The organism is Streptomyces sp. NPDC127038 (genome assembly GCF_042725875.1).
Lineage (GTDB): Bacteria > Actinomycetota > Actinomycetes > Streptomycetales > Streptomycetaceae > Streptomyces.
The window spans coordinates 81089-102234 of the sequence record NZ_JBHXDQ010000016.1; the positions used below are offsets into that span (position 1 = coordinate 81089).

Annotated in this window: 16 protein-coding genes; 3 read left to right on the top strand and 13 right to left on the bottom strand. The window is 73.1% G+C overall.

Features of this window, described 5'->3' with window-relative positions; all coding sequences use genetic code 11:
• Positions 1 to 214 precede the first annotated feature (214 nt).
• Positions 215 to 907 (bottom strand): metal-dependent transcriptional regulator, encoded by a 693-nt coding sequence (locus tag ACFWI4_RS14745; protein WP_385395193.1) that lies wholly within the window; start codon positions 905 to 907, stop codon positions 215 to 217.
• 360 nt (positions 908 to 1267) lie between these two features.
• Here ACFWI4_RS14745 and ACFWI4_RS14750 point away from each other — a divergent pair, with 360 nt between their 5' ends.
• Positions 1268 to 2023, top strand: coding sequence for an SIS domain-containing protein (locus ACFWI4_RS14750; protein WP_387195345.1), 756 nt, complete (start codon positions 1268 to 1270; stop codon positions 2021 to 2023).
• A 94-nt stretch (positions 2024 to 2117) separates the two neighbouring features.
• On the opposite strand, the gene ACFWI4_RS14755 is transcribed toward ACFWI4_RS14750, so the two are convergent.
• Positions 2118 to 3500: a PAS domain-containing protein gene (locus ACFWI4_RS14755; RefSeq protein ID WP_387195348.1), complete on the bottom strand. Its 1383-nt coding sequence runs from the start codon at positions 3498 to 3500 to the stop codon at positions 2118 to 2120.
• Positions 3501 to 4255: 755 nt separating this feature from the next.
• On the opposite strand from ACFWI4_RS14755, the gene ACFWI4_RS14760 reads away from it, so the two are divergent.
• On the top strand, positions 4256 to 5311 hold the full coding sequence (locus ACFWI4_RS14760; protein WP_387195351.1) for an isopenicillin N synthase family dioxygenase: 1056 nt from the start codon (positions 4256 to 4258) through the stop codon (positions 5309 to 5311).
• Positions 5312 to 5344: 33 nt separating this feature from the next.
• Here the strand turns inward: ACFWI4_RS14760 and ACFWI4_RS14765 are convergent, their stop codons facing one another.
• Positions 5345 to 6445 (bottom strand): citrate synthase 2, encoded by a 1101-nt coding sequence (locus ACFWI4_RS14765; protein WP_385395181.1) that lies wholly within the window; start codon positions 6443 to 6445, stop codon positions 5345 to 5347.
• Positions 6446 to 6896: 451 nt separating this feature from the next.
• Between ACFWI4_RS14765 and pdxH the strand changes: the two genes are divergently transcribed.
• Complete coding sequence (gene pdxH, locus ACFWI4_RS14770; protein ID WP_387195453.1) at positions 6897 to 7535, top strand: pyridoxamine 5'-phosphate oxidase; 639 nt, start codon at positions 6897 to 6899, stop codon at positions 7533 to 7535.
• An 18-nt stretch (positions 7536 to 7553) separates the two neighbouring features.
• Here pdxH and ACFWI4_RS14775 read toward each other — a convergent pair whose 3' ends face one another.
• The 10 genes from ACFWI4_RS14775 to ACFWI4_RS14820 form a co-directional block, all read right to left on the bottom strand.
• A complete protein-coding gene (locus ACFWI4_RS14775; RefSeq protein ID WP_387195354.1) occupies positions 7554 to 8171 on the bottom strand; it encodes a TetR/AcrR family transcriptional regulator in 618 nt (205 codons plus the stop codon).
• On the bottom strand, positions 8159 to 8893 hold the full coding sequence (locus ACFWI4_RS14780) for an enoyl-CoA hydratase family protein (RefSeq protein WP_387195357.1): 735 nt from the start codon (positions 8891 to 8893) through the stop codon (positions 8159 to 8161). Before ACFWI4_RS14780 ends, ACFWI4_RS14775 begins: the two co-directional genes overlap by 13 nt.
• Entirely contained in the window at positions 8890 to 10455 is a 1566-nt protein-coding gene (locus ACFWI4_RS14785; RefSeq protein ID WP_387195360.1) for a 4-coumarate--CoA ligase family protein, read from the bottom strand. The genes ACFWI4_RS14780 and ACFWI4_RS14785 overlap by 4 nt, the downstream gene beginning before the upstream one ends.
• 17 nt (positions 10456 to 10472) lie before the next feature.
• Positions 10473 to 11633 carry an acyl-CoA dehydrogenase family protein gene (locus ACFWI4_RS14790; RefSeq protein WP_385395171.1) on the bottom strand — a complete coding sequence of 387 codons (1161 nt, stop codon included), beginning with the start codon at positions 11631 to 11633 and terminating at the stop codon, positions 10473 to 10475.
• A 167-nt stretch (positions 11634 to 11800) separates the two neighbouring features.
• Entirely contained in the window at positions 11801 to 13681 is a 1881-nt protein-coding gene (locus tag ACFWI4_RS14795) for an acetyl/propionyl/methylcrotonyl-CoA carboxylase subunit alpha (protein WP_387195363.1), read from the bottom strand.
• 8 nt (positions 13682 to 13689) lie between these two features.
• The gene (locus tag ACFWI4_RS14800; protein ID WP_387195366.1) at positions 13690 to 15288 is read right to left on the bottom strand and encodes an acyl-CoA carboxylase subunit beta; all 1599 of its coding nucleotides are present in this window, start codon (positions 15286 to 15288) and stop codon (positions 13690 to 13692) included.
• On the bottom strand, positions 15285 to 16958 hold the full coding sequence (locus ACFWI4_RS14805; protein ID WP_387195369.1) for an acyclic terpene utilization AtuA family protein: 1674 nt from the start codon (positions 16956 to 16958) through the stop codon (positions 15285 to 15287). Before ACFWI4_RS14805 ends, ACFWI4_RS14800 begins: the two co-directional genes overlap by 4 nt.
• The gene (locus tag ACFWI4_RS14810; protein WP_387195372.1) at positions 16955 to 17752 is read right to left on the bottom strand and encodes a TIGR03084 family metal-binding protein; all 798 of its coding nucleotides are present in this window, start codon (positions 17750 to 17752) and stop codon (positions 16955 to 16957) included. Before ACFWI4_RS14810 ends, ACFWI4_RS14805 begins: the two co-directional genes overlap by 4 nt.
• 159 nt (positions 17753 to 17911) lie before the next feature.
• The gene (locus ACFWI4_RS14815; RefSeq protein WP_387195375.1) at positions 17912 to 18871 is read right to left on the bottom strand and encodes a DMT family transporter; all 960 of its coding nucleotides are present in this window, start codon (positions 18869 to 18871) and stop codon (positions 17912 to 17914) included.
• A gap of 73 nt (positions 18872 to 18944) precedes the next feature.
• Positions 18945 to 20927: an ABC transporter ATP-binding protein gene (locus tag ACFWI4_RS14820; RefSeq protein ID WP_387195378.1), complete on the bottom strand. Its 1983-nt coding sequence runs from the start codon at positions 20925 to 20927 to the stop codon at positions 18945 to 18947.
• Between the last annotated feature and the right edge of the window lie 219 nt (positions 20928 to 21146).

Sequence of the window (21146 nt, forward strand, 5' to 3'; positions counted from 1 at the left end):
GGCGCTGCGATTCGGCACACTGAATCTTGGTTTCGACAAGGTCGCGGAAACATCACAACTGCCACTGCCGTCACAGCAGTTGACACGCCCGGGGCGGTACGGGCCGGGTGGTTCCCCCGGTGTCCGGCGGGCCCCCGGGCGCCGGCGGGAAGGCCGGTGGTGCCGGCCTCCGGGCCGGCGCCCGGGAACTGCCCCTCGCGGGTACCGGAAGGAGTCAGCGCTTGGCGACGAACACGTGCGAGGCGATGTCCGGCTCCAGCTCCGCGGCCTCACCGCCGCTGCCGACGAGGACCCCGCCGGCCGACTCCGTCACGCTGACCACGGAACCGGGCTGCACGCCCGCCCGCCGCAGCGTGTACATCAGCTGGGCGTCCGTCTGGATCGGCTCACCGATCCGGCGCACGACCACGGTCTTGCCGTCCAGACCCGGGTCCAGTTCGGACAGCGACACCATGCCCTCGTCCAGGAACGGGTCCGCGCCGTCCTTCTCGCCCAGCTCCTCCAGGCCCGGGATCGGGTTCCCGTACGGCGACTCGGTCGGGTGGCGCAGCAGCTCCAGCACGCGGCGCTCCACCGCCTCGCTCATCACGTGCTCCCAGCGGCAGGCCTCCGCGTGCACCTGCTCCCACTCCAGGCCGATCACGTCGACGAGCAGACACTCGGCGAGGCGGTGCTTGCGCATGACCCGCGTGGCCAGCCTGCGCCCCTCGTCGGTGAGTTCCAGATGCCGGTCGCTCGCCACCGCCACCAGACCGTCGCGCTCCATCCTCGCCACGGTCTGGCTCACCGTCGGGCCGCTCTGGTCGAGCCGCTCCGCGATCCGGGCGCGCATGGGGACAACGCCTTCCTCCTCCAGTTCGAGGATGGTGCGGAGATACATCTCCGTGGTGTCGATCAGTCCGGACATTCGTGCCCCTCGATTAGCTCTGCCGGAGACTCGATGGCCCACCGGCGTGTGCGCTGGCCCTGAACTCAATTCTGACGCATAGCACTGACAACCGTGCCTCGCCGTTCGAACCGCTTGGCACCGATCGCCCCGGAATCCGCGTGTGCGGGGCACAGGACCGGCCCGCGCGCGCCCCGCCGTCGCGCCCGGGAGCGCCACCGCAAGCCGTATTGACAGGGCAGTGGTCCAGACCGCAACGTGATCCGCGACACGACGGGAGTACGGCCGCGCCGGGCGACCGGTTCAGCCGTCCGCCCGCCCCGCGCCGACCCGGCGCCGACGAGACGTCCAAGCCGACGAGACTTCTAAGGGGCTCCGCCGATGAGCGACAGCAAGCTGGCCGGGCAGTTCTTCGACGCGGCGATCGGCCTGCTGCGGCAGGTGCGGGACGAGGACGCCGGGGAGATCGAGGCGGCCGGGGAGCTGATCGCCGACACCGTCGTGGGCGGCGGCCGGCTCTTCGCCTTCGGTGCCGGCCACTCCTCGCTCGCCGCGCAGGACGTCGTCTACCGCGCGGGCGGCCTCGCCCTGATGAACCTGCTCACGGTGCCGGGAGTGGTGGGCGTCGACGTCATGCCCGCGACGCTTGGCTCCGCCCTGGAGCGGGTCGACGGTCTGGCGAGCGCGGTCCTCGACTCCAGTCCGCTGCGTGCCGGCGACCTGTTGGTGATCATCTCGCTCTCCGGCCGCAACGCGCTGCCCGTGGAGATGGCCATGAAGGCGCGCGCCCTGGGGGTGAAGGTCATCGGCGTCACCTCCGTCGCCTACGCCGCCGAGACGTCGTCGCGCCATGTGTCGGGCACCTATCTCAAGGACCACTGCGACCTCGTCCTCGACTCGCGGATCCCCATCGGCGACGCGGAGCTGACCGTGGACTCGATCGAGGCCCCCTTCGCCCCCGCGTCGACCGTCGTCACCTCGGCCCTCCTCCAGGCCGTCATGGCCACGGCGGCGGGCGCCCTCGCGGACCGCGGCGTCGAGCCGCCGCTGCTGCGCTCGGGCAACGTCGACGGCGGCCACGAGTGGAACACCCGCATCATGACCGAGTACGGGGACCGGATCTTCTACCGCCGCTGAGCCCCGGCCGCCCACCGGAACCGGAACAGGGGCCCGGGGGCGTCGAGGGGCAGGGGCCTGGAGCCGCGGCGCCGTGGGCCTCAGGGGCCGTCCGTCAGGTCTGCGGGGTATCCGCCAGGTCCGCCAGGTCCAGGGACGTCGCGATGCGTACGGCCACGTCCTCCGCGTACATCGCGTCCGCGCGCTCGAACCGGCTGCGGCCCGCGCTCCGCAGGAACGTCACGACCCCCAGCGTCCGCCCGCGGCTGCGCAGCACCGCGCACAGGGCGTGCACGGAGTCGCGCGGCCACTGCCGGGCCAGCGCCCACTCGCGGGCCCGCTCGGGGTCGGCGGCGGCCGCGTCGGCCCGTACCGAACCGGCGCGGTCCACGCACTGGAGCGCGGGGTGCCCCTCCCCGTACCGCAGCGGCAGTCCCGCCTTGCCGGTGACCTGGCTCGGCCCGGGCGCCCCGGCGGGCGTCGCGACCGTACGGACGAGCCGTACGGGCCCGTCCGCCGGGCCGCCCCCGGCCACCCGGTCGACCAGGGCGTGGTCGGCGAAGCCGGCGAGGGCGAAGTCGAGGTGGACGGCGGCGGCCTCCGCCGGGCTCTCGCACTCGGCGGCGGCCCGCGCGGCACGGTGCAGCTGATGGGCGCGGAAGCGCAGCAGCGCGGCCTCCTGCTCGGTCTGCTTGGCCTCGGTGACGTCCTGGAAGAGCCAGCCGACGCCGAGCGGCACGGGTTCCTCCGCGAGCGGCGAGGCGAGCCGTACGAAGCCGCTGAGCCAGCACCGCCGCCGCCCGCCCTCGGGCGTGCGCACGTTGACCCACATCTCCGCGGGGGCCGGGGGCGCGCCTTCGGACAGCACGTGGGTGAGGGCGCTCTCCAGCTCCTCGACCCCCTGGGAGAGCAGGTCGCCCAGCGGCCGGCCGAGGACGGAGCCGCGTCCGGCGCCGAGGGCCTGGGCGGCGTGGGCGTTGACCACGGCGGGCCGCAGGTCCGCGTCGACCAGCACCACGCCCCAGGCCGCGTCCTCGAAGAGCGCCTCGCTCAGGGCGATCGAGCGTTCGAGGTCGATCTGGGTGTGCACCTCGCTGAAGGCGCAGTACACCCCGGCGGGCTTGCCGTCCGGGCCGCGCACGGCGGCGGACTGGGTGCGCACGAGCACCCTGCCGCCCTCCTTGGTGAGCAGCGCGAACTCCTGCACCTGGCGGCCCGGCGCCTCCATCGCGGACATCAGCCGGGCCTCGACCTCCTCGGCGTCCGCGGTCCGCACGGCCCAGCCGGCGAACCCGCGCCGGCCCACCGCCTCGGCCGCGGTCCAGCCCAGGATGCGCTCGGCCTCGCGGTTCCAGTGGGTGAGGACCCCGTCGGCGTCGAAAGCGCACAGGGCCGCGTCCATGCCGTCCAGCAGCGCGGCAAGCAGATCCGAGCCGTCCCGCTCGGGCTCGTCCGGCCCCAGCTCGTCGGTGGTCCCACTACGCCGGGATGCACTCACCTGGACCCCCTGCTGACTGCGTCCGTGCGAAGGGCGCGACAGTTCACTCGCTCATCACTCGCTCATCACCATTCAACTCGAACGTGACCCAGCACACACCTCGTTCCTCGAAGATGAGGGAAATCCCTGCGTACCGCGGACGCTCCCGGACCTCCCGCCTCCCCGAGATCCCGGGCCCGACACCTCCCGGATAAATCGCTTGAGGCCCCCGGGATGTGTTCCTAAAGTGGATCCCACGTAGGAGAGGAGGTGGTTCGGCTCATGACGGAAACCCGGACATACGAGGTGGCTGCGGGCTGACGGCCCGTTGTCGGACTCGGTTCGGCGCCGGACCGGCATGCGCGCAGCGCATGCAGCCGGCCCAATCCAACGCAGTCACCCGACCCGTGAGCTCGCCGGTACGTCCGGCCGGCCCCGTCGCCGCGAGGCGGAGGGACCCGAGCTCACGGGTCGTTCGCGTTCCCGGCCCCTCCGGCACCCGGACCCCACCGGCCCCCGGTCCTCTCCGGCACCCGGACCGCCCGGTGTGACCCGGGCCACAGGCCCATCGCGGGGACAGCAGTACGCTGTGCCCATGCCTCCGATGCTCGTCCGACGCCGCCACGTGGATTTCGTGCGCGTCACGAGCATGGGCTGTCGGCGCTCCGCCTGACCGGCCCCCTTCGCGCAGCCCTCTCTCCTCGCCCCGGCACCCGTGGCCCCCGCCCCACCCCTGGCGGCCGTCCGGGTCCCCGTACACCCCGCGGACGCATCTCATGACGACGAACACGTCTTTCCGGCCTGCCCCGAACGGGCGGAGCCTCCCCTCGTACCAGCAGCTCCCGATCATCGACCTCTCCGCGGCCGGCCGCGGACCCCAGGCGCGGGCGCTGCTGCACGCCCAGCTGCACAGCGCCGCCCACGACGTGGGCTTCTTCCAGCTCGTCGGACACGGCGTGACCGAGGCCGAGACCAGCGCCCTGCTGGGAGCCATGCGCCGGTTCTTCGCGCTCCCCGAGGCCGACCGGCTGGCCCTCGACAACGTCGGCTCGCCGCACTTCCGCGGATACACCCGAACGGGTGATGAACGCACCGGCGGCAGCCAGGACTGGCGGGACCAGCTCGACATAGGCGCCGAACGGCCGGCGCGGCCCCCGCGCCCCGGCGAGCCCGCCTACTGGTGGCTCCAGGGGCCGAACCAGTGGCCGGCCGCCCTGCCCGAGCTGCGGACCGCCGCGCTGACCTGGATGGAACGGCTGAGCGAGGTCGCGGCCCGGCTGCTGCGCGAGCTGCTGACCGCCATCGGCGCCCCCGCCGGCTTCTACGACCCGGTCTTCGGCGAGCGGGCACATCCGCATCTGAAGCTGGTGCGCTATCCCGGGAGCGCCGGCGACGGAGCAGGCCAGGGCGTGGGCGCGCACAAGGACTACGGGTTCCTGACCCTGCTGCTCCAGGACCGGATCGGCGGGCTCCAGGTGGAGCGCGAGGACGGCCGCTTCCACGACGTGCCGCCGCTGCCGGGCGCCTTCGTGGTCAATCTGGGCGAGCTCCTGGAGGTCGCCACCAACGGGTACCTGCTGGCGACCAACCACCGGGTGGTGAGCCCGGCCGGGGCCACCGAGCGGTTCTCCGTGCCGTTCTTCTACAACCCGCGCCTCGACGCCAGGATCGAGCCGCTGCCCTTCCCGCACGCGTCCGCCGCGCCCGGTGTCACCGACGACCCGTCGAACCCGCTGTTCGCCGAGTACGGGCTCAACGAGCTCAAGGGCAAGCTGCGGGCGCACCCGCTCGCCGCCGCCCGCCACCACGCGGAGCTGCTCGCTCCGGCGTGACGGCCGGCGGCGGACACCGGCCGTCGCGCACGGTCAGTGCGCGATGTCCGCGTAGCCCTCGATCTCCCGGGGGCCGCGCGAGCCGGGACCCACGTAGTGCGCGGAGGGGCGCACCAGACGGCCGGTGCGCTTCTGCTCCAGGATGTGCGCCGACCAGCCCGCGGTACGGGCGCACGTGAACATGGAGGTGAACATGTGCGCCGGGACCTCGGCGAAGTCCAGGACGATGGCCGCCCAGAACTCGACGTTCGTCGCGAGGACGCGGTCCGGGCGTCGGGCGTGGAGCTCGGCGAGTGCGGCCTTCTCCAGGGCCTCGGCGATCTCGAAGCGGGGGGCGCCCAGCTCGCGCGCGGTGCGGCGCAGCACCCGCGCGCGGGGGTCCTCGGCGCGGTAGACGCGGTGGCCGAAGCCCATGAGGCGCTCGCCCTTGTCGAGGGCCTGGCGGACGTAGGCGTCGGCGTCGCCGGTGCGCTCGATCTCCTCGATCATGCCGAGGACCCGGGAGGGGGCACCGCCGTGCAGCGGGCCCGACATGGCGCCCACGGCCCCCGAGAGCGCCGCGGCGACGTCCGCGCCGGTGGAGGCGATCACGCGGGCGGTGAAGGTGGAGGCGTTCATGCCGTGCTCGGCGGCCGAGGTCCAGTAGGCGTCCACGGCGGCGACGTGCTTGGGGTCGGGCTCGCCGCGCCAGCGGATCATGAAGCGCTCGACGACGGAGTGGGCCTTGTCGATCTCGTTCTGCGGGACCATCGGCAGGCCCTGGCCGCGGGCGGACTGGGCGACGTACGAGAGGGCCATGACGGCGGCGCGGGCGAGGTCGTCGCGGGCCTGCTCGGCGTCGATGTCGAGGAGGGGTTTGAGGCCCCAGACGGGCGCGAGCATGGCGAGCGCGGACTGCACGTCGACACGGATGTCACCGGAGTGGACGGGGATCGGGAACGGCTCGGCGGGCGGCAGACCGGGGTTGAAGGCGCCGTCGACGAGGAGTCCCCACACGTTGCCGAAGGAGACGTGGCCGACGAGGTCCTCGATGTCGACGCCCCGGTACCGGAGAGCGCCGCCCTCCTTATCGGGTTCGGCGATCTCCGTCTCGAACGCGACGACTCCTTCGAGTCCGGGTACGAAGTCGGACATCAGGCGGCTCCTCGTGATGTGTGCGACGGATGGTGTTGTCGGGGTTGAGGTGACCGTGCGCCCCTGTAGGGGTGCGGTCGACGGTGAGGTGCTGCGCCGGCCGGTTCCACGGTCGTCCGTGAAGACTCCCGAATGTTCTTCGGTCGGTCTCCGCCGACTCGCGGTCCGAAAGCGGTCACCCCGGTGATGCCCCGTACGACTGGTCCTCCAACCGGAACGGCATCAGCACGATATCCCCGAGTGCCATCTTTAGGGAGAGTACGCGGCACTGAGTGCCATCGCGTGACGAAGCACACCTCCCGCCCGCCCACCGCACGTGCGGGCCCGGATACGGCAGGATGACCGCGTGAACGATCGTTTCCCGGACGAATCCACGACCGAGCCCCTCATCCAGGCCGCGGCCGAGGCCGCCGAGGCCTCGCACGAGGAGATCGCCGACGACCCCGCCTCCATGCGCGCGCACTACCGCGCCGAGGGCCTCGACGAGGGCGATGTCGCCGCGCACCCCATGGAGCAGTTCTCCCGCTGGTTCAAGCAGGCGGCACAGGCCGCGCTGCACGGCTTCATACACGAGCCGAACGCGATGATCGTCTCCACGGCGGACGCCGAGGGCCGGCCCAGCTCCCGCACGGTGCTCCTCAAGGCCTACGACGAGCAGGGCTTCGTCTTCTACACCAACTACGACTCGCGCAAGGCCCAGGAGCTGGCCCGCAACCCGTACATCTCGCTGCTCTTCCCCTGGCACCCGATGGCCCGGCAGGTCATCGTCACCGGGACCGCGCGGCGCACCGGCCGGGACGAGACCGCCGCCTACTTCCGCACCCGCCCGCACGGCTCCCAGCTCGGCGCCTGGGCGAGCACGCAGTCCCAGGTGATCGCCGGGCGCGACGAGCTGGACTTTCTGTACGCGGAGCTGAGCACCCGCTACCCGGAGGGGGAGCAGGTGCCGGTGCCGCCGCACTGGGGCGGTTTCCGGATCGCCCCGCGGACGGTCGAGTTCTGGCAGGGCCGGGAGAACCGCCTGCACGACCGGCTGCGCTACGCGGCCGAGCCCGACGGCAGCTGGCGGATCGAGCGGCTCAGCCCCTGACCGGCGGGCCGGGGCGGCTCAGCCGAGCGTCTCCTCCACGATCGTGCCCCACTGCGCCACGACCCGTTCGCGGCGCGCGGTGTCGTCGGTGAGCAGGTTCGCGAGGCCGAGGCCGCGGGCCATGTCGAGCAGGCCCTGCACGGTCTCGCGCACCCCGGGCACGGACTCGTCGGCACCCAGCAGGTCCACCGCGATCCGGTGGCTCTCGCGGCCGACCCGGCCCTCCAGCTCGGTGACCCGCGCCCGGAGCTGGTCCTCGTTCGAGGCCGCGACCCACAGGTGCAGGGCGGCGCGGAACAGCGGTCCGGTGTAGAGGGTGACGAGGGCGGCGACGACGGCCCGCCGGTCGGCGGGGCCGTCGGGGAACAGGTCCCGCAGGGCGCTGGAGCGTTCCTCGGCGACGTACTCGACGGCCGCCGTGAAGAGGTCCTCGCGGGTGGGGAAGTGGTGCTGGGCGGCGCCGCGGGACACTCCGGCGCGCTCGGCGACGACGGAGACCGTGGAGCCCGCCCAGCCGTGTTCGGCGAGGCAGGCCACGGCGGCGGCCAGGAGCCGCTGCCGGGTGGCCCGGCTGCGGTCCTGTTTGGGGACGTGCGGAGTACGTGCCCCGTGGTCCGTCGCGCTCACACCACCCATGCGGGATCCCGTCGTTCGAGGAAGGCCGTCATCCCCTCGCGGGCCTGCGGGGAGGAGAACAGCCGGCCCGAGAGCGCGGTCAGGTCCGCCGCGTCCCGGTCGAAGGTCTCCAGCACCTTAGCCGTGAGCAGCGCCTTCGTCTCGGCGAGGGCTTCGGGGGCCGACCGGCGCAGCCCGTCGAGGACGGGCGCGAGGACGGCGTCCACGTCGTCCCCGGCCGCCGTGAGGAGCCCGGTGCGCACGGCCTCGGCGGCGTCGAAGCGCTCGCCGGTGAGGTAGTAGCGGGCGAGGGCGCGCGGGTCGGCGCGGGGCAGCAGCGGGAGCGAGATCACGGCGGGCGCGACCCCGATCCGTACCTCGGTGAAGGCGAAGCTCGCCGCCGGGCCGGCCGCCGCGATGTCACAGGCCCCGAGCAGGCCGAGGCCGCCGGCCCGGACGTGTCCGGCCACCCGGGCCACGACGGGCCTGGGCAGCTCGACGATCCGGCGCAGGAGACCGACGAAGGCCTCCGGCGGCGGCGGGTCGCGCAGGTCGGCGCCCGCGCAGAAGGTGTTCCCGGTGTGGGTCAGGACGACGGCGCGTACGTCGTTGTCCTTGCCGCAGCGGGTCAGGGCGTCGGCGAGCTCGCCCACGAGGACGGCCGACAGCGCGTTGCGGGTGGCGGGCGAGTCGAGGGTGAGCGTGGTGACGCCCCGCTCGTGTTCCGTGCGGACGACGGTCATGACAGGCCTCGCAGTTCGCGGCGCAGGATCTTCCCGGAGACGGCCCTCGGGACGGCGTCGATGAAGGTGACCAGACGGACCCGCTTGTACGGGGCGACGCGCTCGGCGACGTACAGCATCACCTCGTTCGCGGACAGGTCCGCGGCGGAGGGCTGGCGCACCACGAAGGCGTGCGGGACCTCGTTGTTGTCCTCGTTGTAGGCGCCGATGACGGCGGCGTCGGCGATGCCGGGGTGGGTGAGCAGCAGTGCCTCCAGTTCGGCGGGGGCGACCTGGAAGCCCTTGTACTTGATGAGCTCCTTGACCCGGTCCACGACGAACAGCCAGCCGTCGGCGTCCACATGGCCGACGTCCCCGGTGTGCAGCCAGCCGTCCGGGTCGATCATCGCGGCGGTGGCGTCGGGGCGGCCCAGATAGCCCTTCATGACCTGGGGTCCCCTGACGACGATCTCGCCGGGCTCTCCGACGCCGACGTCCTTGTCCGGGTCGTCGAGGGAGACGATGCGCATCTCTGTGCCCGCGACGAGCTTGCCGACCGTTCCCGGGGGCGGGTTCTCGGCGTCCAGCGGGACGACGTGGGTGCCGGGCGACAGTTCGGTCATGCCGTAGGCCTGGCCGACCGGCGGCAGCCCCAGCCGGGCCGAACAGGCTGCCGCGAGCGCGGCGTCCAGGGGCGCGGCCGAGCAGAGGATGTACTTCAGGGACGACAGGTCGTACTCCGCGACGGCCGGGTGCTTGGCGAGCGCCAGGACGATCGGCGGCGCCACGTACAGACCCGTGATGCGGTGCTTCTGGATGGCGCCGAGGAACGTGTCGAGGTCGAAGCGGGGCAGCACGACCACGGTGGCGCCCTGCCGCAGGGGCGCGTTCATCAGGGCGGTGAGCCCGTAGATGTGGAAGAACGGCAGCACGGCGAGGATGCGGTCGTCCGTGTCCATCGGCATGGCCGGCGAGAGCTGGGCGAGGTTGGTGGCTATGGAACGGTGGGTGAGCATCACGCCCTTGGGGACGCCGGTGGTGCCCGAGGAGTACGGGAGCGCCGCCACGTCCTCCACCGGATCGATGTCGACCGACGGTTCGGGGGCGGTGCTGCCGAGCAGGTCGAGCATGGACCGGTGGCCCTCCGCCTGGTCGCAGACGAAGATCTCCCGTACGCCGCCCGCGAGTTCGGCGGCCCGGCGGGCCGTCTCCAGCAGCGGCGAGACGGTCACGATCCAGCGGGCCGAGGAGTCCCGCAACTGCTTGGCGAACTCCTCGGCCGTGGCGAGCGGATGCACGGTCGTGACGGACGCCCCGGCCCGGGTGGCCCCGTAGAACACCACCGGGAAGGCGATGGTGTTGGGGCTGTGCAGGGCGAGCACGTCGCCCTTGCGCAGTCCCGCCTCGGCGAACGCGGCGGCCAGCCGCCGGTGGTACTGGTCGACCTGTGCGTAAGTGAGGGTGGTGCCGTCGACGCCGTCGACGAGCGCGGGCGCGTCGCCGCGCTCGGCGGCCCGGCCCAGGACGGCCTCGTGGATGGGTTCCTCGACGGCCGGGACATCTGCGTACTCGCTGCGGAACACGGTTCCTCCTAGAGCGCTCAGTACGACTTGGGCAGACCCAGGGTCTGGTGGGAGACGTAGTTGAGAATCATCTCCCGGCTGACCGGTGCGATACGAGACACGCGCGCCGCCGTGATCAGGGAGGCGAGACCGAACTCCCGGGTGAGGCCGTTGCCCCCGAGGGTGTGCACCGCCTGGTCGACGGCCCGTACACAGGCCTCCCCGGCCGCGTACTTGGCCATGTTGGCGGCCTCGCCCGCCGCGATGTCGTCGCCCTCGTCGTACAGGTACGCGGCCTTCTGCATCATCAGCCGGGCCAGTTCGAGCTCGATGTGGGCCTGCGCGAGCGGGTGGGCGATGGCCTGGTGGGCGCCGATCGGCGCCTTCCAGACGGTGCGTTCACGCGCGTACTCGACGGCCCTGGCGAGCGCGAAGCGGCCCATGCCGATCGCGAACGCGGCCGTCATCACCCGCTCCGGGTTGAGCCCGGCGAACAGCTGGAGCAGCCCCGCGTCCTCGTCGCCCACCAGGGCGTCGGCCGGGAGCCGCACCTCGTCCAGGGTGAGCTCGAACTGCTTCTCCGCGCTGGCCAGTTCCATGTCGATCTGCCGCCTCCCGAAGCCCTCGGCGTCACGCGGGACGATGAAAAGGCAGGGCTTGAGGCTGCCGGTGCGCGCGTCCTCGGTACGGCCCACGATCAGCGTCGCGTCGGCGATGTCGACGCCGGAGATGAACACCTTGCGGCCGTTCAGGACCCAGTCGGTGCCGTCGCGGCGGGCGGTGGTGGTGATGCGGTGCGAGTTGGAGCCGGCGTCGGGCTCGGTGATGCCGAACGCCATCGTGCGGGTGCCGTCCGACAGGCCCGGCAGCCAGGCCCGCTTCTGCTCCTCGGTGCCGAACCGGGCGATGACCGTGCCGCAGATGGCGGGCGAGACGACGAGCATGAGCAGCGGACAGCCGGCCGCGCCCAACTCCTCAAGCACGATGGACAGTTCGGCGATGCCGCCGCCCCCGCCGCCGTACTCCTCGGGGAGGTTCACGCCGAGATAGCCGAGCTTGCCCGCCTCGGCCCACAGCTCGTCCGGGTGACCGCCCTCGGCGACGGCCTTGGTGAGGTACGCGCGGCCGTAGCGCTTGCCGAGGGCGGCGACCGCGGAACGGAGCGCCTTGTGTTCGTCGGTCTCGGTGACAGGGCTCATGAGGGCTCCTCGGTACGCAGGTATACGGAGGTACGGAAAGTGCGGGAGCACGAGGGTTGCGGGCGGTACGGGCAGGACGGGCGGTACGTGAGGTGCGGGCCGCACGTGAGGCGTGCGGAGCGCGAGGGGTGGGGCATGTGAGTGGTGCGAGGGGTGGGGGCGCCGGGTCAGCCGGCGTCGGGATCCGGGTCCCCGGCGGGCTCCGGGTCCTCCGCCACGACGGCCAGCAGCGCGCCCACCTCCACCTGCTGTCCGACCACGGCGTGCAGCGCGGTGAGCGTCCCCGCGGCCGGCGCCGAGATCCTGTGCTCCATCTTCATCGCCTCCAGCCACAGCAGCGGCTCGCCGGCCCGCACCGAGGCGCCCTCGGCCAGGCCCTCGGCCACCCGGACCACGGTGCCGGGCATCGGTGCGAGCAGCGAGCCCGGTGCCCGGTCCGCGGACGGGTCGGGGAAACGGGGCAGCTCGGTCAGCGCGGTCGCGTTCACGAAGACCTGGCCGCCCTCGTACCGGGCGACCTCGAACGTCCGCCGTACGCCCGCCGCTTCGAGGACGACACGGCCGGCGTCGGCGTGCAGCACGCGCACCCCGTCGGCCGCGAGCCCCTCGCGCGTGTGCCGGTAGTGGACCTCGTGCTCGGTGCCGTGCACGCGGTAGCGCCTGGTCTGCGGCTGCGAGGCCAGGTTCCGCCAGCCCCCGAACCGCGAGCGCCCGTGCGCGTCGGCGAGGGCGGCGGCCAGCGGGGCGTACGGGTCGGCGGCGGGCTCGGTCAGCGCCGCGAGGTGACGGTCGTAGAAACCCGTGTTCATCCGGGCGTCCGCGAACTCCTCGTGGCGCAGCGACCGTACGAGCAGGTCCCGGTTGGTGACCGGGCCGTGGACCGTGGTCCGCTCCAGGGCGCCGGCCAGTTTCCGCACGGCCTCCGCGCGGGTGGCGCCGTGCGCGACGACCTTCGCGAGCATCGGGTCGTAGTGGATGCCGACCTGATCGCCGTCGGCGAACCCGGTGTCCAGCCGGACCGCGTCCGGGACCGCGATCCGGTGCAGGGTGCCCGTCTGGGGCGCCCAGGCGGCCGCCGGGTCCTCGGCGTACAGCCGGGCCTCCACCGCGTGGCCCCGGGCGGGCGGGGGCTCGCCCTCCAGCCGCTCCCCCTCCGCGACCCGCAGCTGAAGCGCCACCAGGTCGACCCCGAACACCGCCTCCGTCACGGGGTGTTCGACCTGGAGCCGGGTGTTCATCTCCAGGAAGTGCGCGGTGCCGCCGGCGACCAGGAACTCGACCGTGCCGGCGCCGACGTAGTCCACCGCGCGGGCGGCCCGCACGGACAACTCGTAGAGCTTCCGCGTGAGTTCGTCGCCGAGCCCGGGGGCGGGCGCCTCCTCGATCACCTTCTGGTGGCGGCGCTGGAGGGAGCAGTCCCGGGTGCCCAGCGGCCAGACCGTGCCGTGCGCGTCGGCCAGGATCTGCACCTCGACGTGCCGGCCGCCCTCGACGTACGGCTCGACGAACACCTCGCCGTCGCCGAAGGCGCTCAGCGCCTCCGCCCGGGCCGCCTCCATCTCGGCGTCCAGGTCGGCCAGTTCGCGGACGACCCGCATCCCGCGGCCACCGCCACCCGCGGCGGCCTTGACCAGCACGGGAAGGTCGGCCCCGGTGACCCGCTCCAGGGGTTCGAGCCCCATCAGCTTCTTGGCCCGGGTCTTGGACGCCATCGCCTCGATCGCCTCGGGGGACGGCCCGACCCACACCAGCCCGGCCTCGGTCACCGCCCGCGCGAAGTCCGCGTTCTCCGACAGGAACCCGTACCCCGGGTGCACCGCGTCCGCGCCGGCCTCCAGCGCGGCCCGCACGATCAGATCACCCCGCAGATACGTCTCCGCGGGCGTCGAACCCGGCAGCCGTACCGCCGCGTCCGCCTCCCGCGTGTGCAGGGCGTTCTCGTCGGCGTCCGAGTACACCGCGACGGTGCGCACCCCGGCCTCGCGGCAGGTGCGGAAGACCCGGCAGGCGATCTCGCCCCGGTTGGCGACCAGCAGACTCGCAATCACGTGATCCCTCACATCCGGAAGACGCCGAAGCCACCGCGCGCGCCCTCGAAGGGCGCCGTGCGGATCGCGGACAGGCACAGGCCGAGGACGGTACGGGTGTCGCGCGGGTCGATGACCCCGTCGTCGTACAGCCGCCCGGACAGGAACATCGGCAGCGACTCGGACTCGATCTGCTGCTCCACCATGGCGCGCAGCGCCGCGTCGGCGTCGTCGTCGTAGGGGTGGCCCTTCGCGGCGGCCGACTGCCGGGCGACGATCGACAGGACGCCCGCGAGCTGCTGCGGTCCCATCACCGCCGATTTGGCGCTGGGCCAGGCGAACAGGAACCGGGGGTCGTAGGCCCGCCCGCACATGCCGTAGTGCCCGGCCCCGTAGGAGGCGCCCATCAGCACGGAGAGGTGGGGCACCTTCGAGTTGCTCACCGCGTTGATCATCATGGCGCCGTGCTTGATGATGCCGCCCTGCTCGTACTCCTTGCCGACCATGTAGCCGGTGGTGTTGTGCAGGAAGAGCAGCGGGATGTCGCGCTGGTTGGCGAGCTGGATGAACTGGGCGGCCTTCTGCGACTCGGCGCTGAACAGCACGCCCTGGGCGTTGGCGAGGATGCCGACCGGGTAGCCGTGCAGGCTCGCCCAGCCGGTGGTCAGGCTGGTCCCGTAGAGCGGCTTGAACTCGTCGAAGTCCGAGCCGTCGACGATCCGGGCGATCACCTCGCGCGGGTCGAAGGGGTGTCGCAGGTCCCCCGGGACGATGCCGAGGAGCTCGTCCTCGTCGTACTTGGGCGGCTCGGCCGGGGCCGGATCGCCGTACGCCTTGCGGTGGTTGAGCCGGGCGACGACGCGGCGGGCCTGGCGCAGGGCGTCCCGCTCGTCGACGGCGAAGTAGTCGGCGAGGCCCGAGACGCGCGCGTGCATCTCCGCGCCGCCGAGCGACTCGTCGTCGCTCTCCTCGCCCGTGGCCATCTTCACCAGCGGCGGTCCGCCGAGGAAGACCTTCGCCTTCTCCTTGACCATGATCACGTGGTCGGACATGCCGGGGACGTACGCGCCTCCGGCGGTGGAGTTGCCGAAGACCACGGCCACGGTGGGGATCCCGGCGGCCGACAGCCGGGTGAGGTCGCGGAAGATCGCGCCCCCGGGGATGAAGATCTCCTTCTGGGAGGGCAGATCGGCGCCCCCGGACTCGACCAGGCTGATGCAGGGCAGCCGGTTGGCGAGGGCGATGTCGTTGGCCCGCAGCGCCTTCTTCAGGCTCCACGGGTTGCTGGCGCCGCCGCGCACGGTCGGGTCGTTGGCGGTGATCAGGCACTCGACGCCCTCGACCACGCCGATGCCGGTGACCAGGGAGGCGCCGACGGTGTAGTCGCTGCCCCAGGCCGCCAGCGGGGACAGCTCCAGGAACGGGGTGTCCGGGTCGAGGAGCAGCTCGATGCGCTCGCGGGCGAGCAGCTTGCCACGCTTCCGGTGCCGCTCGACGTACTTCTCGCCGCCGCCCGCGAGGGCCTTGGCGTGTTCGGTGTCCAGGCCGGCGAGCTTGGCGAGCATGGCCTCGCGGTTCGCCCGGTAGTCCTGGCCGCCCACGTCCAGGGCGGACGAAAGGACCGTCATAGGAGGACCTCCGGAATTTCCAGGTGACGGGAGCGGAGCCATTCGCCGAGGGCCTTGGCCTGCGGGTCGAAGCGGGCCTGGGAGGCGACGCCTTCGCCGAGGATCCCCTCGACCGTGAAGTTCACGGCGCGGAGGCGGGGCAGCAGGTGCCGCACGACGGTCAGTCCGTCGCTCTCCGGGATCAGTTCCCGGAAGCGGTCGGCGGTCAGCTCGTGGGCGAGCCAGCGCCACGCCTCGTCGGTGCGGACCCAGAGGCCGACGTTCGCGTTGCCGCCCTTGTCGCCGCTGCGGGCGCCCGCGACCAGGCCGAGGGGCGCACGGCGGGTGGGGCCCGCGGGCAACGGCTCGGGCGGGGAGGGCTCTTCGAGTGTCTCCAGCGGGAGCGTTTCCTGGGCCGGGAGCACCGAGAGGCGGCTCCCGTCGGGGAGGACCGCCACCTGCTCGACGGCGTCCTGGGGGACGTACACGTCCTCGAAGACCCCATAGGGCGCGCCCTTCCCGGGTGGCGCCACCACATGGAAGCCGGGGTAGCTGGCGAGCGCGAGCTCGATGGCGGCTCCGCTGAGCGCGCGGCCCACGGCGGCCTGGTCGGGGTCGCGGACGACGAGCCGCAGCAGGGCGCTCGCCGTCTCCTCGGTGTCCGCGTCGGGCCGGTCGGTGCGCACCAGTTCCCACCGCGCCTCGGCGGGCGGCGACTTGGCGAGCGCTTCGCCCATCTGCTCACGCACCAGCGCCGCCTTGGCCTCGATGTCGAGTCCGGTCAGGACGAAGGTGACCTCGTTGCGGAAGCCGCCGAGCTTGTTCAGGCCGACCTTGAGGGTGGGGGGCGGGGCCTCGCCGCGCACGCCCTCGATCCGCACCCGGTCGGGGCCGTCCTGGCTCAGCCGTACGGTGTCCAGGCGGGCGGTGACGTCGGGTCCCGCGTACCGGGCGCCCCCGGTCTCGTACAGCAGCTGCGCGGTGACCGTGCCGACGTCGACGAACCCGCCGGTGCCGGGGTGCTTGGTGACGACACAGGTGCCGTCCTCGTGGATCTCCGCGAGCGGGAAGCCGGGCCGGCGGATGTCGCCCTCGCCGAAGAAGGAGTAGTTGCCGCCGGTGGCCTGGGTGCCGCACTCCAGCACGTGCCCGGCGACGACGGCTCCGGCGAGCCGGTCGAGGTCGGTGGGCCGCCAGCCGAAGTGGGCGGCGGCGGGCCCGGTGACCAGGGCCGCGTCCGTCACGCGGCCGGTGACCACGATGTCGGCGCCCGCCAGCAGGCACTCCGCGATGCCGAAGCCGCCGAGGTAGGCGTGCGCGGCGAGGCTGCCCGGGTGGGAGGGGGTGAGGTCGTCGCCCTCGACGTGGGCGACGCGCACCGGGATGCCGAGCCGGCCGGCCAGGGTCCGCACCGCGTCCGCGAGCCCGGCCGGGTTGAGGCCGCCGGCGTTCGTCACGATCTTCACGGACCGCTCGTGCGCGAGGCCCAGGCAGTCCTCCAGCTGGCGCAGGAAGGTGCGGGCGTATCCGGCGGCGGGGTCCTTCAGCCGGTCCCGGCCGAGGATCAGCATGGTCAGCTCGGCGAGGTAGTCGCCGGTGAGGACGTCCAGCTCGCCGCCGGTGAGCATCTCGCGCATCGCGTCGAAGCGGTCGCCGTAGAAGCCGGAGGCGTTGCCGATGCGCAGCGTCACTCCGCGTCCTCCTGCTTCGGCGGGCGTCCGTCGCCGGGCGGGCCCGCGAAGGCCTGGGCGATGTCGAGCCAGCGGTCGGCGTCCGGCCCCTCGGCGGTCACGGCGACGTCGGCGCGGTTCGCCCGCTGGGTGACCAGCAGACAGAAGTCGAGCGCGGGGGCGGTGACGCGCTGGGGTGCGTCCTCGGGGCCGTAGGTCCACAGGTCGCCGGAGGGGGCGAGGATCTCCACCCGGAACTCCTCGGCGGGCGCGGTGAGACCGTGCGCCCCGAAGGCGAAGTCCCGGGTGCGCACACCGATGCGGACCACATGCCGGAGACGGTCGGTGGGGGTACGGACCACACCCAGGGCGTCGGCGATGTCCTGGCCGTGGGCCCAGGTCTCCATGAGCCGGCCGGTGGCCATGGAGGCACCGGACATGGGCGGCCCGTACCAGGGGAAGCGGGTGCCGGGCACGGACGCGCGCAGGGCGCGGTCCAGCGCGGCGCGTCCCGTGCGCCATCGCTCCAGGAGTTCGGCGGACGGGAGCCGGGCTCCCTCGTCGGCCCCGTCGTCCACGAAGGTCGCGGGTGCCTGGAGGGCCTTCTCGACGAGGCCGTTGAAGGCGCCGGCGTCCGTGACGGACAGCAGGGCGGAGTGGTCGGTCCAGGCGAGATGGGCGATCTGATGGGCGACGGTCCAGTGGGGCGCGGGCGTCGGGAGCGCCCACTGGTGCGGGCTCGACCCGGCCACGAGCCGGTCGAGTTCTTCGCTTTCGTCACGCAGATCGTCGAACACGGGCGTCGGATCGGACATGGGGGGAGCATGTCAGCGGCCCCAGAAACAATCAAGCGTGCTTGCATCAATTTCTTCCCATGGTGGTCCCGGGGAAAGAAAAGCGTCCCCGGACACGCCGTGGGGGGGTGTCGGGGGACGCGATGGGGAGGCCGGCCTCGCCGTGTGCCGCGGGGAGCGTCAGGGAGCGTCGACCGGCGGGAGGGTCGCCTTGCCCCGGCCCACCTGGGTGCGGACCGCGCCCATGCTCGCGCCGATGACCAGGGCTATCGCGGCCGCCTGGGTGGCGGACAGGGACTGGTCGAGGATGAGGAAGCCCGCCGTGGCGGCGATGGCGGGTTCCAGGCTCATGAGGACCGCGAAGGTGGAGGCGGGCAGACGGCGCAGGGCGAGGAGTTCGAGCGTGTACGGGAGGACCGAGGAGAGGACCGCCACCGCCGAGCCGAGGGCCACCGTGACCGGGTCGAGCAGCCGGGTGCCGGACTCGGCGATGCCCAGCGGCAGGAACAGCACCGCGGCCACCGCCATGGCCAGCGCCAGGCCGTCGGCCTGCGGGAAGCGGCGGCCCGTACGGGCGCTGAAGACGATGTACGCCGCCCACATCGCGCCCGCCCCGAGCGCGAAGGCCGCGCCCACCGGGTCGAGGTCCCCGAATCCTCCGCCGCCCAGCAGGAAGACCCCGCACAGGGCCAGGCCCGCCCAGACGGCGTTGACCGCGCGGCGGGAGGCCAGCACCGACAGGGCCAGCGGGCCGAGGACCTCCAGGGTGACGGCGGCGCCGAGGGGGATGCGGGCCACCGACTCGTAGAAGAGGCCGTTCATCGCGCCCATGGCGATGCCGAACACGGCGACCGTCCCCCAGTCGGCGCGCGAGTGACCGCGCAGTCGGGGGCGGCAGACCACGAGCAGGATCACCGCGGCGGCGAACAGGCGCAGCGTCACCACGCCGAGCGCGCCCGCCCGCGGCATGAGGGTCACCGCGAGGGCGCCGCCGAACTGGACCGAGATGCCCCCGGCCAGCACGAGCCCGACGGGTCCGAGGGAACCGAGCCGGCCGGGTGCGCCGCCCGCGGACACGGGGACGTGGTCCGTCCCGGCGGCGGGCGCGGACGACGAGGTGGTGGCGCTGGGGGTGCTCACGGGCGGTCCTGGGGGCTGGCTCGGGTCGGCTGTTCATCACGGTGCACTACCGAGTCCAGGGTAGTGGACTCGGTCAGGAGTGTGAACCGCTTATGTAGCTGTCCTGGATGCTGAGATCGGGATGCCCGGCGGACCCGTCGGCGCCCTGCCCCGCGTAGCCAGGCGTGTATCCGTATCCGTATCCGTATCCGTATCCGGGAGTATGCGCGTGGCCGGGCAGGTGCGCGTGCCCGGAGGCGTGCGCGTACCCGGGAGCGTGCGCGTCCGGCGTCGTGCTGTTCTGCGAGCGGTGCAGCCGGGCGTACGCCCCGCCCCGGGCCAGGAGTTCGCCGTGGCGGCCGGACTCGACGATCCGGCCCCGGTCGACCACGAGGATGCGGTCGGCGTCGGGGGCGAGGTTGAGGTCGTGGGTGATCATGATGGTCGTACGGCCCGCCATCAGCCGGCGCAGCGGCTCGACCACCCGGCGCGCGGCACTCGCGTCCAGGCCGGTCGTCGGCTCGTCCAGGACCAGGACCGGGGCGTCGCGCAGGATCGCCCGGGCGATGGCGAGGCGCTGGAGCTGGCCGCCGGACAGCCGGGCCGAGCCGGGGTCGATCCTGGTGTCGTAGCCGTCGGGCAGCCGCTCGACGAAGTCGTGGGCGTCGGCCGCCCTAGCCGCCTCGACGATCGCCCGCTCGCTGGCGCCGGGGCGGCCGCAGGCGATGTTCGCGCGAACCGTGTCGTGCAGGACGAGGGTCTCCTGCGGGAGCAGGGTGACGTACTCGCGCAGCCGGGCCAGCGGGAAGTCCCGCAGCGGCACGCCGTCCAGGAGCACCTCGCCCGCGTCGGGGTCGTAGAAGCGCAGCAGGAGCCTGGACACCGTGGACTTGCCCGCGCCGCTCGGGCCGGTGACGATCACGAGCTCGCCCGGGGCGACCGTGAAGGAGAGGCCCCTGAGCGCGGTGCTCTCGGCGCCGGGGTAGCCGAACACCACGTCCCGGACCTCCACCGTGCCGTCGGGGCGGCCGGTCTCCGTGCCGTGCGGGGGGTCGGTGACCGACGGCCGGGCGTCGAGGATCTCGATGAGCCGCTCCGCGCCCGCCGTAGCCGCCGCGACCGTGAGGCCGAGCTGGGCGAGGCCGCGCACCGGCGGGTAGAGGTAGCCGAGGAAGGCGGAGAAGGCGAGGAGCTGTCCGAGGGTCATCCGTCCGGTGGAGATCTCCCAGGCGCCGATGCCGATCACGGCGAGGACGCACACGGTCTCGATGACCTGGACGAGCTGTTCGTACGCCTCGTTCAGGCGGGCCGAACGGACCGAGGCCCGGAACCAGGCCCTCGCCTCCTCGCCCAGCCGGCGGCGTTCGGCGTCGCGGCGGTCGTAGGCCTGCGTCAGCACGATGTTGCCGAGGGACTCCTCGACGACGGAGGTGATCGCGCCGTCGGCGACCCGTCCCGCGCGGGAGACGTCCTTGATGGAGCCGGAGAAGCGGCGGGCCGCCAGCCAGAACAGCGGGGCGAGGACGAAGGTGGCGGCGGCCAGGTCCCAGCGCAGCCAGAAGGCGGCGGCCGCGTAGAAGAGCGCGCTGAAGGCGGCCGAGGCGGCGCCGACCAGCCCGGACACGACCAGCGTCTCGATCGCCTCGACGTCGCCGGTCAGCCGGGAGAGCAGATCGCCCTGGCGGTGGCGCTGGAAGAAGTGCGGGGGCAGCCGCTGGACGTGGTCGAAGACGTGCTCGCGCAGCCGCATCACGAAGCGCTCGGTCGCCCAGGCCGCCAGGGAGTTGCCGGCGTACGCGACGATCGCGCCCGCGACGGCCACGCCCAGCCACTGGGTGGCCGGACTCCAGAACGCGTCGAGGGAGCCCTTCTCCAGGGCGTGGTCGGTGAGGTCGGCGAAGAGCAGGATCGCCTCGGTCTCGGCGAGCGCGGCGAGCACCGTGCACAGCCAGACGATCAGCAACGGGCGGCGCAGCCCGCCGGTCAGCGGCCAGAAACGGCGAAAGGCGGTACGGGCCGAGACGGCCGGGGTCCCCTCGTGCGCGAGTTCCACGCCCCCGCTCCCTTCATCACCCATGATTCATTCCCCTGGCACTCCTTGAATTTCACGGCCTTCCCCCCGGCCCTCCTCGCTCTCGCCGTCACCCTCGCGCGAATTCCCTCGGCCCTCTCGATCCGTCTCGACCTCTTTCCGATTTCCGCACGATCCCCCGGCGGAAATACGGTCGCTTTTTGAATTCGGAAAAGCGCGAGGGGGGGGGGGGGGACCAACCGCCCCCCCGCCTGGGGCGTATTA